Origin of the sequence: Vreelandella titanicae (assembly GCF_014697095.1) — a bacterium.
In the GTDB taxonomy this organism is placed as follows: domain Bacteria; phylum Pseudomonadota; class Gammaproteobacteria; order Pseudomonadales; family Halomonadaceae; genus Vreelandella; species Vreelandella titanicae.
Genome location: NZ_CP059082.1, coordinates 3,359,675 through 3,371,853 on the forward strand (window position 1 = coordinate 3,359,675; position 12,179 = coordinate 3,371,853).

The window sequence follows — 12,179 nt, forward strand, 5'->3', positions numbered from 1 at the left end:
ATTCGCCCAAAAGGGGCGCAAAGTGAATGTTAGATGACATCTGTCAGATAAGTGAGGTCGATTGTATCCTATGCAGGTGTATCCTTGAACGGTAAGCCGATGATAGGTAACTGCACGCGTCGATAAAAGGAGAGGCACCATGAGTGAACAGCAAAATGACAATCGCCTACGCGAAGGCTATGAGCGCTTGCTGGAGCGGATGCAGGGGGGCGCCAACGAGCTAACCTGGGAAAACCTGCAGAAGGATTTGGACGACGCGGTCGAGTTTGAAGCGGAGCTAGAGGAGTACACCAAAGATGAGCTAGCCCTGCTGCGCGCCTGGGTCGAGCGTGACCTGAAAGATATGCGCTACTACATGGCAGACACCGGCAAGCAGGTAGCCAGCTGGCTGGGCATCGACATTGACGGCCTTTCGCGCCGCGTGGCGGAGTCGCTGCTTTCAATTGCTGACCGTAGCGTGGTCGAACGCGAGCGCTTCGAGGAAGATTTAGAAGCTGCCCGCGCCGACTACTGCGAAGGTGAGATGGCGGCGCCTGGCCTAATGGCCTGCACCCACTGCGATGCTCAGGTGATGCTGCCTACCGTTGCGCGCCTGGAGCCTTGCCATCAGTGTGGCCATCGCTACTTCTACCGTTTTCCCAATAAAATCATTGAGACCTGATCGATTAGGAAACCAGTAAGCTGACGCCTGCGATCGCCCCTAGCGAGAGCAGGCTCATGACTGCTGCATAGAGCAGGTTATTTTTCATCATGCGGTAGCCGCTCACCCCGTAGCGCCCCTGCAGTGACAGGTTGATCCCCGAAAGCGGGCCCACGCTGGTGCCCACTGCCCACGACGTTAATGCCACAAATGCAAATACGGTTTGCTCACCGTTCTGTAAGTTCAGTATCGAGGCCAGCACCGACACCCCAATAATGGGATGAAGCCCTGCCAGTGCGCTCAGGGTAATCGCTGCAAAACTAAGCATCGCCTGAGGTGTGCCAAAGCGGGTGAATAGCGTCCAGTCGCTGCCTGCCGCGGCTGTTACCAGTGTTGAAAGCCCAATCGTTAATAGCCCCGCGGCTAAAAACAGCGAAATTTCCCCGCGCATGGCGGGTAGCCGCGTGGTGGTGTGCTGGCGAATACGTCGCAGGGTAAAACGGGGCCCATGGGGTAGGTTGCTCAATACCGCCACGCTGGGCAGCAGAAAGGTAATAATGCTGACAATGGTAAGGGCAGGGGTGAGCACAAAGTGAAAAAGCATCACCAACGCTGCCATACCTACCGGCATCAATAGGCTACGTGGTGCCAGTGAGTAGCCATCCACCTCGCTGAGATCAAACCGGCGCCGCAGCTCTAGCGTGGTTAACAGCCCCGACAGCATCGCCATGGGAAAACCCACCACGGCAATTTGCGCGTACTCAACGTCGGGTACTAGCGCGATCACTACGCCCATGGAGGCAAAAAAAGGCGACCACAGCGCCGCGCTAGAGAGCCCGCGATTAAGCGCCAACAGCTGCGGCGTAGTGAGCGGCCCACGCCGGGCCAGCTTATCGCCGACCATAAACACGGTAGAGAGATTTAAAATCGTACCCAGGAAGTGAACGCCCAACCAGGTACGCAGCACGCCACCCGCTCCGGTCACTCGACTTCCCGTCGCGCCCTTATTACCTTGCTTACCAATCAGCGAAATAAAACTAACGCCTACCAGCATCGCCGCCACAAACGAATTGCCCTGCAACATAGCGGGCCAATCCACCTCGGCGCCATACACAAACCACGCCACCAGCAGCATGCCCGCACCGAGTGCGATTAGTACGGCCGCCTGAATCCGCGAACGACGGGGAATATCCCGCCACAGCAACACAACCGCCGCCCACAGCAAATAGCTCACCGCATTCGCAGTGCTCAACCAACTGGTAAAACCGATAATTTGTGCGATAAGCCCAAGCAAAATCAGCACGCCCGCCAAGCGCTGCCGAGAAGTCGTCTCTTGCATGCCAAACCCTTAATAGTGAATTAGCAGGCTAATCGGATTTGCAAAGGAAGGCCAGCAGCAACGCGTTATGAAGCAAGAGCACTTCGTACACTGGCACCATTGCGTGCGTAGCCACATTTCGTAGCGCGTGGTAACGAATCTGCGAGGAACGAGCAAATGAGGCACCCGCGGGAGCATCGCGCAGCGATGCCAGATCCACGCAACTAACGAGCCGTTGCCCTAAGAGAGGAAACACTTTTTTTCATCGATACGTGACCTAATCCAAATTTATGAATAAGGTATGGTTAATTAGTCAGACTCGGTCTCAACTGGAGCGTTTTAACGTAACCCAGGTGTGCCGTGGCGGTAGCGTGGTTTCGTTTTAGCTCATTAGCCTAAAGGGCTGCGCACACCTGCAAATTCCTTCCTCAGGTCAGGGGGTGGCTATCAAATTCATAGACCCACACACTCGATTTAACACGTGCATAACCTCTTCGTGAGAAAGCACGACAGGTAATCGACGCGGGCGTTTAGCTCGTGAAAAGGTACCAATATCACCTAATGGCATATCAAGGATATGGTGATACAGAAATACTAAAGCATTAAGCGCTTGGTTTTGTGCCGCAGCCACATATCGCTCTACGGCAAGGTGCTCCAGAAAAGCTTGGACTTCAGAAGGGCCCATACTGGCAGGGTGTCGCACCCCATGATAACGAATGAAGTAACGTATCCAGTAACAGTATGTTTTTTCAGTACGCGGGCTATAGCGCTTTACCAGCATAACAGCTTTACACACGATCCATTAGTTTCGGAGGCCTGCTTTGCATATCCATTTGGTGTCTGTCTCCTGATAATGGATATGCATACAGTATTATTGAGCTTGGCAAAACGCGCAAGCATCCGAATTTTGAAAATGCAGCCTAATTAATATAATTTATTTTAAAATCATGTGGTTATGCACGAAAAGGTAGGCTACATTTACTAAGTAAACATGCTGACGCGTTCATCCAATCAAGGACGTGCCGTCTAATACCTGTTATACGAATTAGTGGATCGAGAACGATATGCAGGAAAAGAAAGTAGCATTACAAGTAATTGAGGAATCTTTAAAGGAGTTGGAGTCACCTAAAGGTTCTCTCCTGTCTGCTATTCAAAAGTTACAAAGATCTGCGTCAATTGTTGGAGATGAGGAAAAAAGGCTCTGGTGTTCAATTCAGCTCGGTGACCCTACTTATATCCAACCATTAAAAGATTTGTCTGATTTCTTGGTTGAGAATCAAGACCCTTCAACGAGTGCTTACCAGAAAGGGCTTTCGAAGCATATCAAAATCCTAGAAAAACTTGGTTTAACCCATGAAGTTCACTTTACGAATGAAGAGCTAAACGTAAAGTTGGATGCTAGCGGTGGTGGATATGTCAACATTGGATTTGTTGAGGAGCGTTACGCTGATCTTGTAAGGCTTAAGAAAGGAAATGATGGTACATATTACAAGAATCATCTAAATAAGCACTTAAATTACGTAAAAAAGAAAGCGCATGAGCTTGCATCAGATTTGTATAAGCAGCTCAAGTTTTCTGGAACTGTTAGAAATTGTTTTGACTTATTGAAAGATGCAGTTGACGATAAACTGCTAGATTTAAATCCTGTTATATCTGAACAACTTATGCTTGCGTTTAAATCTGTATCCTCAAGTAAAGAAGAGGAGTGGTCTCAAGCTCTAATGACTTGTCGCAGGCTAATAGAAGCATTAGCTGATCAACTTTATCCAGCCAGTAATGAAAAAGGCAATGGAAGAGCGTTGGGAAAAACCCAATATGTAAATAGAATTTGGGCGTTTATGGATGCGTCGATTGAATCTCGAAGTAATAAAGAGCTTGCAAAGGCTCACGTAGATTTTCTGGGTTCATGGTTAGAGAAGGTCAATAAGTTATCTAATAAGGGTGTGCATGCTGAGTTAGGCCAGTTCGAAGCTACTAAGGCCGTATTTCATACTTACTTAATGATTGCAGATATTCTGGAATACATGGAAGAAAAACCAGAGTCAGCTGGCAAGCCAGATATTAATTTAGCAACCATCGATGAGATAGAGGCTCTTTTGGGTGTGAATAGAAATATAGCCAAAGAAATATTTAAGTATCGAGTTAAAGAGGGAGCACTAGACTGTGAGTCTCTATCCAAAATTTCAGGTGTTGGCCCAAAAACAATCCAAAAGGCAAAGCAAGAGTTCGTCATCGATGAATGATCGTATAACAAGCGCGTCAATTAGGACGCTCGCGAGCTCGCGCCTATTACGCGAGCGTTGAGGCTGTAGAAAAAACCTTTTGACGGCTAGGCTTTGGTAGGATCGGGAAAAACAGACGAGGAGTGGTCAGCATGCCGCGCTTCAAGGCTTATAACTACGATCAGAACGCCATGGTGGTGATCAACTACCAGGATCAGCTCCAGCCAGGCACCTTTGAACACGCGGTGCACTACCTGATCGAGCACAAGCCCGACTTATCCGTTTTCCATCCCAAGTACCGCAACGATGCGACCGGTCGGCTGGCCTATGATCCGGCTATCCTGCTTAAGATTATCCTGTTTGCTTACTCAAAAGGCATCACCTCCAGTCGCGAGATGCAGTGGAGCTGCGAGACCAATATTATTTTCAAAGCCCTTTCCTGCGATACCGTGCCCCACTTCACCACACTGGCAAGCTTCGTCAGTCGGCATGCCGATGAGATTGAAGCGCTGTTCGAACAAGTGCTGCTGGTGTGCCACGAACAAGGCTTGTTGGGTAACGAGCTCTTTGCGATTGATGGCGGCAAGATGTCCTCCGATGCCTCCAAAGAGTGGTCTGGCACGTTCAAAGAATTGGATGAGAAACGTGAGAAACTTAGAGGCCTGATTCGGCATCACCTACTGGAGCACTACGCGCGTGATGAGGCCGAGACGGAAGCCGATCTGGATAGGGATATCCGACGAGCCAAGACGATTCTCTCGCTAGATGCCGCCATGAACAAAGTGGATCGTTTCCTAAAGACGCACAGCTCAAGGATGGGCCGGGGGAAGCGAATCAAGGAAGTGAAGAGCAATCTGACCGATAACGAAAGTGCCAAAATGACGACAAGCAAGGGCACGATCCAGGGCTATAACGGCGTCGCCACGGTGGATAAAAAGCACCAGATCGTCATTGACGCTCAGGCCTTCGGCGAAGGCCAGGAACATCACACCTTGCAGCCCGTACTGGAAACGGTCGAAGCCCGTTTTAAGAAACTGGGCATTGCGGAAAACATCTACCAGAAAGGCACCGTCGTCACCGCGGATACCGGCTTCGCCAATGAAGCCAATATGAAGTACCTTCACGAGCGACGGATTAATGGCTACATCCCCGATAATCAGTTCCGCAGCCGAGATCCGAAATTCACCGACCAGAAAGACAAATACGGCAAGCGCCACCAGAACCTGCCGGACAAAGGCTGGCGAGAGACGACGCCCGCCAGCGCGTTCCAGTTTGATCCTGTAAACCTAACGTGTATCTGCCCCACCGGTAAAAGCTGTCCTATCGCGGGCAACGAGAAACAGACAATGGCAAGATCCGGGTACACTTTGAAGGGCGTTTGCTGCAATGTCGGCACTGCCCAAAGAAATACCGATGCATGCAGAACCCAAGCTCGGCTGACCATCGCAACGGTGCTGGGCGACAGGTGTCTTTTATCATCGAGAACAAACGTTTACCCAATTATACTGACTGGATGAAGCACCGAGTCGATAGCCCCCAGGGCAAAGAAATTTACAGCCATCGCATGTCAGTTGTAGAACCGGTATTCGAATTCTGCACGACGAAAAGGCTGAGCCGCTTTAGTCTGCGGGGCAAGAAGAAAGTACAGGGCCAGTGGCAGCTTTACTGCCTGGTGCACAATATTGAGAAGTTAGCGAATTATGGCCACATGGCCGCGTCATGAAGGGCTTAGAGCGGGGTAAGTTGCTTTTTAAGAGCAAAAGGTCGTCTTCAACAGGCTTTAGCTGGGCGCTCAAGTGGCTAAATGCCGATATTAAGATTACCCAGCCAGATGACCGGCTGGGTAAATGAATAAGGACAACAGGCGGTGGAAACGGCTCGAAATCGGGTTTTTCTACAGCCTCGTTGAGGCTGTTGAATTACTCTTTTTTAATAAAAACAGCTTGTTTTATGGGGGCAAAATGCATTACCTAGTGACTTAAAAGTTCTTAGGATAGATTTCAGGAGCTTGATTTTTAGTTAAATTTGGCTGTCAGATTTATTCTACAGCCTCGTTAGGAAAACCAAGGAGTTTCGGAGTATATGAATATCAAAATGAATTTGAAACCTAGCATTTTGTTATTCTTTATCGGATTTTTGGGCATAATTTCTATTGTTCCTTTAATACCTCAATTATTATCGTTCCAATCAGAGGTATTACCTTTATCAGTAGAGATGATTCAAATAATATCAGTGGCACAGCCATCAGTTTTGCTGCTGCTTATGGTTTGGATTGGTTCCGTTTTTTCCAAAAAGGTAGGTTTAACAGCGCCAGTTATTTTTGCTTTAGCTCGCTCGGAAAGTGCTTTAAAGGAATTAAAGCAACAAATAATACCCGCACTGATCGGCGGGATCATCGGTGGAATATTTATACTTGTATTTCTAGGTGCATTGTCTAGTTATCTTCCAAAAGAGTTTCTCAGTGCTGGTGAGAAGCTGGCACCACCTTGGTATACCAAAATGTTATACGGTGGTATCACAGAAGAGTTGCTCATTCGTTGGGGCTTAATGTCATTTTTCGTTTGGGGGTCATATCGTTTGACTCAAAAAAATGGTTCGGATATTCGTGCGCATAACTACATTTTTTCAATTATCATATCAGCTTTAATATTTGGCCTTGCTCATTTGCCTGTAGCTTTTTCGCTCTCGCCTGAGACTACTACTCCGCTTGTTGCTTATATTATTTTAGGTGATTCCGCTTTTGGTTTTATAGCGGGTTACTTGTATTGGAAGTATGGTTTAGAGTGTGCCATCGGTGCACATATGATTGCTCATATAACAATGATTGTTGGTGCAGGTTTTGCCTAACAACACGTGCCAGCTGACATTTTGGTCGGCGCTCCTTTTGTGTATGGCTTTGCCATTTTACACAAAACTCCACACCAACCAAAATGCAGCTGCACTCTGTGTTAGAAATTATCTGACTTGAGGTCATATGAGAAAATCAAAGAAAAAGAAAAGAAGAATCCAGCCCTACACAATCGAGAAGCAAGCTCCACATTTAAAGGGACTAAATAGAAAAGGTAAGCTTTCAATCTTTTTGGGAGCAGGTATATCGGTGAGTTGTGGGTTACCAGATTGGGGAGGCCTACTAACTTCCTTACATGAAGTTGCTGATGCTCGAGAAGCTCACTACGCTGATGACGATGATGTGGCTAATATGGCTCGAGCTGTCTTTGCAGAGAGCTTTAACTCCGTTGTGGCGGATTGTTTATATAGAGACGGACTAGAAATAAGCGAAAGCGCTTTAGCTATAGTAAAGTCAGGCGTAAGAAGCATGGTTTGCTTCAACTTTGACGACGTTATGGAAGAAATTTATCAATCCGAATGTATTCAACACAGAGTGGTCTTGAATGGCGAGAAATTTAACCTTAATAACGACCATGTAACGATATTTCACCCACATGGATATTTAGGCCGCTTTGACTCAAAGAAAGAGCAGCAGAGAAGCAAAATCATCTTGTCTAAGTCAGACTACGAGGATCTATATCATCAACATTACTGCTTAACTAACTTGATTCAGCTGTCTATGTTGATGGCAAAAACTGTGTTATTCGTGGGAATGTCAATGACAGACCCGAATATCATTAGATTATTGAAAAAGGCAAGAGAAGCTGGCGTTTTGAATTGGCACTATGCTCTTATGAAAGTGGAGAATGAAGAATACGTTATAAATCAAACCAAGCGCCTTAGAGCTATTGGTGTTGATCCTGTTTGGTATAAAGAATATTGTGATATCCCAAGAATCATTCAGCGTCTCAGTGTATGAAGCAAGGAGATGCTAACAAAGCAATGCGCGTGATTGCGGCGTTATAAGCCAAGGGGTAGGTTGTGCACCTAGTTTTATTCGACATAGACGGAACGCTGGTCGAGTCATACGATTTCGATACGGAATGCTTTCAAGCAGCTGCCAAGGATGTATTGGGTGTGACTATTGGCCCCGACTGGAGCCGCTATCATCACGTGACCGATTCTGGAATTCTCACCGAGGTGATTGAAGAATTGGGTCTTCAAAGTGACAGCGAGCGAATCACAGAGGAAGTTAAAGAACGGTTCGTGTGTCGAGTAGCGGATTATATCTCTTGTCACGATGTATCGTCGATCTCCGGAGCCTATGAGTTTTTGTCGCAGCTCGCTGGACGTCAGAATATCGCGGTCGCGTTTGCCACTGGTGGTTGGAGTGAATCCGCGAGAATGAAGCTTGCTGCTGCAGGTCTCAGCTTTCCATCTATACCACTGGCCTCGTCCTCAGATCACTACAGCAGAATAGAGATTATGCGATTGGCCGAAAGGCGCGCGGGTAACGACTACTATGACGCTATAACCTATTTTGGAGACGGGCCTTGGGATCAGAAAGCATCTGAAGCACTGGGCTACAACTTTGTCTCAGTCGGAAACCGTATTTCTAGCTCTCAATCGATTCGAGATTATACTGAAGCCGATGTGGCCTTTCGATATATTGGCTTATAACCAGACCATGCACCGGATGCCAAACCCTCCGCTTCGCTATGGTTTTGTCACCGGTGATGGCGGACGTTATATGAGGAAAGCAGTTGAGTCACGTGATAAAAGTTGATGGTTTTCGAACGATGGATATTGGCGAAGTGATTGAATCTATCGACTTGGCGCCCAAGAAGAGTCTTGAACAGCTCCGGCTGTTTGATTTGCTCTTAACTGATGGTTCAAATCAGGCCCTACGCCACGGCGTATATATATTCTTCAACCAAGAAGGCGAGTGCGTATACGTGGGCATGTGCAGCTCTAGTCATTTTGCCCACAGAATCGGGGGGCATTTTGGCATGTCTCCGAAATACGGTATGAATACATTTCTCCGACGAGTGGTAAACGGTTTGAACTTAAAGCCCAGCGCGGATAATGGATATGATCACTACGTGACCGCTCTATCTCAGATTGGCCAATATTCTATCCTGCTCATCGACGCCAATGGTAAAGGTAGAAAGTTTGTTCGTGCGTTGGAGCGCCTTCTCCACGCAATGCTCAAACCCAATTTAAACTTCCCAAAAGGTATGCCAAAAACCTATAAGTCATTCACTGCCGAGGTTGGTTTTGATGACGCGATAGCCCAGTGCGGAGGCTCATAACAAGACGCGCCAATCTGCACCTTCGGTGCCGGACACTCGCAAGCTCGTGCCATTGTGCTTTACGTTATATCTGTTCTGGCTGAACGTTCGTTTCTGGACGTAAGTCGACCTAAGACCAATCTGTGAGGGTTACCGTATGGATGCACCGTGAATTTCGAGACGATTCTGATCATCGCCTGTGCCTATCTTGTGGCTGCCTTCGTCAAAGGGGCGACCGGTCTGGGGTTCTCAACATCCGCGCTACCCATCCTCGCGCTTGGGCTGGGCCTCAAATCCGCCATACCGCTGGTCATCATTCCCTCGCTGGTGAGTAACGCCATCGTGATGATGCAGGCAGGGCACTTTGGGGAGACGGTGCAGCGCTTCTGGCCGATGTTTCTCGCCACCATTCCCGGCCTGCTGATTGGCCTCGCCGTGCTGGATCTGATCGGTAGCCTGGTCGCCGGCGCGATACTGGGCCTGGTGCTTATCGGCTACGGCGCTTTCACGCTGCTTCGCCCTGGCCAACCGATGTCGGAGAGCCTGGGCCGCAAACTTGCGCCGGTTTCCGGTTTTCTCACCGGTCTGGTGAATGGCATGACCGGATCGCAAGTCATGCCGGTTTTGCCGTTCCTGCTGGCGCTTCAACTCGATCCCAAGCGGTTTATCCAGGCGATCAATATCTCCTTTACCCTTTCGAGCCTGATCATGGCCGTGGGCCTGGCGAAGCTGGGACTCATGACGGTCGAATCGATTTGGATCTCGCTGTTGGGGTTAATACCCGTCTACGTCGGCACCAAGATCGGCGGTATCGTGCGCCAGCGGATGGATGCCGACACCTTCCGCAAAGTGGTGTTGCTGATGCTGATCGCCTTCGGTGTCGTGCTGGTCAGCAAAACCGCCCTTGCATAGGGCGGGTAGCGCCTTTCGTGGCGGCGGTGGGATCTGAAAGCGGCCGTAGCATAGCTGCCTATTCCTGAGCTAGAGCCCACAATGTCACGGTAGACTTCGCATAATCATGCGCCATCTCGGGAACGGCTCACATGAATGTCCAGGCCAATATCCTCGTGATCTTATTTCCCTGCTTCATCTCTATTTCCCGTACATCAACCCCACCGAGCTTACGAATCAGCTTCTTGGCAGGCTTAACATTGTCAGCTTTTGAAACCAGGCTGCTAAACCAGCGGCATTGAGTTGCATACTCCTGGCTTTCTCTTATTAGCTTTTTAAGAAACAGCTGTTCGCCCCCCTTACACCAGAGCTCTGCGCCCATCCCGCCAAAGTTCAGCGTAGGCGATTGGGTTGTGGCTTTTAGTTCGCCGCGACTACGAGCAAGGTTATTGAATTTACGCTGGCTACCTTTAAGTGCTTCATCGAGCGAGGCGTGAAAGGGTGGGTTGCATACACTGACGTCAAAAAACTCCCCATCTTGAATGATCCCTTCAAAAATATGGTTTTTATCGTGCTGTGTGCGTAGCGTGAAGCGATCCTTGAGCTTGGGGTTGTTGGTAATAATTGTGGCGACGTTCTCAAGCGATTGAGGGTTAATGTCACTACCAACACACTGCCAGCCGTAAATTTGGCAGGCCAGTAGTGGGTAGATGCCATTGGCTCCTGTCCCTATATCGAGCAGCTTGATGCTGGGCTGTTCATGTCCAAGCCCAAACTCCAATAAATCCGCCATGTGATGAATATAGTCGGCTCTGCCTGGGATCGGGGGGCAAAGCGCGCCCTCTGGAATATCCCAATCGACAATATTGTAGTATCGGTTTAATAACGCGGCGTTGAGCGTTTTTACTGCCAGTGGGTCTGCGAAATCGATGGAAAGTTCGCCATAAGCGTTCGGCTTCACATAGGGGGCTAGTGGTGGGTGGCTCTTTACGAGCACTGGGAAGTCATAGCCTTGGTTGTGTAGATTCTTCGGGTGCAGGCCTTTGCGAACAGGCTTGGTTCGGCTATTTTCACTTCGGTGGACGGTGTTCACAGTAATAGGCCTGAGGCTTGGCGTTCAATAGTCGAATGGGCTTGTCTTAGTCCGTGATTATAATCTTAATAGCTGTGTTGAGCATACTCGGCAGTTCGAGGGTGGCGTGAGAGCTCAAAGAGGTTCGGATTTTGATTCATGATTGCTCTTCTTGCTCACTCGCTGAGGTATGGTTTGAAGAAGGTGATTCCGATGTTTACCTCAACCTGAATGGGGTGGTGACAGAGGAGATGAAGACTCTGAGGCGATCCATTATCTAGAGTACGAGGGACAGATAATCGAGTCTGTAAGAATCAGCGTGGCTTTCTGCCCATTTTGCGGCTAAAAACTCGCAAGCTCGCACCGGTGCAAGCGGCGTTAAATTTTCAATCGAGTTAAGTGATGAATATTGAGATTGTTGAAAAAGCAGGTCACCTTAAGCTGATAGAAATTTGGGAAGCATCGGTCAGAGCAACCCACGATTTTTTGGCTGAAGATGATCTACAGGAGCTAAAGCCTTTAATTCTGGAACAGTACTTTGACGCTGTTGATTTAAGGTGTGCTAAAAACGGCAATGGTGAAATACTGGGTTTCTGCGGTGTACATGACGGTAATATTGAAATGTTGTTCATCTCACCTGATGCGCGCGGAAAAGGTATTGGTTCATTGTTAGCGGCCCATGCTCTCAAAGAGCAGGGAGCGACAAAAGTCGACGTTAATGAACAGAATGAGCAGGCGCTAGGTTTTTACCAGCATATTGGCTTTAAAGTGACGGGGCGCTCTCCGGTTGATGGGCAGGGTAAAGCCTATCCGCTGCTACATATGGCGCTATAAAAATTTATCAAGGCTAGGCTAGGCTAGGCTAGGCACGGCGACGGCTTTTCCGTTGCGGCTTCGCCTTTACTACAACGCCACG

General features: G+C 48.6%; 12 protein-coding genes and 1 pseudogene. 10 read left to right on the forward strand and 3 right to left on the reverse strand.

Features of this window, described 5'->3' with window-relative positions:
- Positions 1-139: 139 nt before the first annotated feature.
- A complete protein-coding gene (locus tag HZS52_RS15445) occupies positions 140-661 on the forward strand; it encodes a zinc ribbon-containing protein (RefSeq protein WP_009286975.1) in 522 nt (173 codons plus the stop codon).
- Positions 662-665: 4 nt separating this feature from the next.
- Here the strand turns inward: HZS52_RS15445 and HZS52_RS15450 are convergent, their stop codons facing one another.
- Positions 666-1,979 (reverse strand): hypothetical protein, encoded by a 1,314-nt coding sequence (locus HZS52_RS15450; protein WP_190373121.1) that lies wholly within the window; start codon positions 1,977-1,979, stop codon positions 666-668.
- A gap of 412 nt (positions 1,980-2,391) precedes the next feature.
- A complete protein-coding gene (locus HZS52_RS15455; protein ID WP_190373122.1) occupies positions 2,392-2,739 on the reverse strand; it encodes a phage integrase N-terminal SAM-like domain-containing protein in 348 nt (115 codons plus the stop codon).
- Positions 2,740-3,022: 283 nt separating this feature from the next.
- On the opposite strand from HZS52_RS15455, the gene HZS52_RS15460 reads away from it, so the two are divergent.
- From HZS52_RS15460 to HZS52_RS15490, 8 genes and pseudogenes are all read left to right on the forward strand, one after another.
- Positions 3,023-4,201, forward strand: a complete 1,179-nt coding sequence (locus HZS52_RS15460; RefSeq protein ID WP_190373123.1) for a ComEA family DNA-binding protein — start codon at positions 3,023-3,025, stop codon at positions 4,199-4,201.
- Positions 4,202-4,371: 170 nt separating this feature from the next.
- Positions 4,372-5,319: pseudogene (locus tag HZS52_RS24445) on the forward strand (transposase); the annotation flags it as partial.
- Positions 5,320-5,558: 239 nt separating this feature from the next.
- The gene (locus tag HZS52_RS24450; protein WP_263364907.1) at positions 5,559-5,903 is read left to right on the forward strand and encodes a transposase; all 345 of its coding nucleotides are present in this window, start codon (positions 5,559-5,561) and stop codon (positions 5,901-5,903) included.
- Positions 5,904-6,262: 359 nt separating this feature from the next.
- Positions 6,263-7,027 (forward strand): CPBP family intramembrane glutamic endopeptidase, encoded by a 765-nt coding sequence (locus HZS52_RS15470; RefSeq protein ID WP_190373124.1) that lies wholly within the window; start codon positions 6,263-6,265, stop codon positions 7,025-7,027.
- Positions 7,028-7,154: 127 nt separating this feature from the next.
- A complete protein-coding gene (locus HZS52_RS15475; RefSeq protein WP_190373125.1) occupies positions 7,155-7,988 on the forward strand; it encodes an SIR2 family protein in 834 nt (277 codons plus the stop codon).
- Between the two features lie 62 nt (positions 7,989-8,050).
- A complete protein-coding gene (locus tag HZS52_RS15480) occupies positions 8,051-8,689 on the forward strand; it encodes an HAD family hydrolase (protein WP_190373126.1) in 639 nt (212 codons plus the stop codon).
- Positions 8,690-8,772: 83 nt separating this feature from the next.
- Positions 8,773-9,321 carry a GIY-YIG nuclease family protein gene (locus HZS52_RS15485; protein ID WP_190373127.1) on the forward strand — a complete coding sequence of 183 codons (549 nt, stop codon included), beginning with the start codon at positions 8,773-8,775 and terminating at the stop codon, positions 9,319-9,321.
- 147 nt (positions 9,322-9,468) lie between these two features.
- The gene (locus tag HZS52_RS15490; RefSeq protein WP_190373128.1) at positions 9,469-10,212 is read left to right on the forward strand and encodes a sulfite exporter TauE/SafE family protein; all 744 of its coding nucleotides are present in this window, start codon (positions 9,469-9,471) and stop codon (positions 10,210-10,212) included.
- 127 nt (positions 10,213-10,339) lie between these two features.
- Here HZS52_RS15490 and rlmF read toward each other — a convergent pair whose 3' ends face one another.
- Entirely contained in the window at positions 10,340-11,284 is a 945-nt protein-coding gene (gene rlmF / locus HZS52_RS15495) for a 23S rRNA (adenine(1618)-N(6))-methyltransferase RlmF (protein ID WP_190373129.1), read from the reverse strand.
- A 381-nt stretch (positions 11,285-11,665) separates the two neighbouring features.
- On the opposite strand from rlmF, the gene HZS52_RS15500 reads away from it, so the two are divergent.
- Complete coding sequence (locus tag HZS52_RS15500) at positions 11,666-12,097, forward strand: acetyltransferase (RefSeq protein WP_041158527.1); 432 nt, start codon at positions 11,666-11,668, stop codon at positions 12,095-12,097.
- Positions 12,098-12,179: the final 82 nt, after the last annotated feature.

What these genes read in the sequence shown, in the direction of transcription:
- HZS52_RS15500 (WP_041158527.1), top strand. Translation starts at nt 11,666, where the DNA reads ATGAATATTGAGATTGTTGAAAAAGCAGGTCACCTTAAGCTGATAGAA.
- HZS52_RS15445 (WP_009286975.1), top strand. Translation starts at nt 140, where the DNA reads ATGAGTGAACAGCAAAATGACAATCGCCTACGCGAAGGCTATGAGCGC.
- HZS52_RS15475 (WP_190373125.1), top strand. Translation starts at nt 7,155, where the DNA reads ATGAGAAAATCAAAGAAAAAGAAAAGAAGAATCCAGCCCTACACAATC.
- HZS52_RS15460 (WP_190373123.1), top strand. Translation starts at nt 3,023, where the DNA reads ATGCAGGAAAAGAAAGTAGCATTACAAGTAATTGAGGAATCTTTAAAG.
- HZS52_RS15450 (WP_190373121.1), bottom strand. Translation starts at nt 1,979, where the DNA reads ATGCAAGAGACGACTTCTCGGCAGCGCTTGGCGGGCGTGCTGATTTTG.
- HZS52_RS15470 (WP_190373124.1), top strand. Translation starts at nt 6,263, where the DNA reads ATGAATATCAAAATGAATTTGAAACCTAGCATTTTGTTATTCTTTATC.
- HZS52_RS15455 (WP_190373122.1), bottom strand. Translation starts at nt 2,739, where the DNA reads ATGCTGGTAAAGCGCTATAGCCCGCGTACTGAAAAAACATACTGTTAC.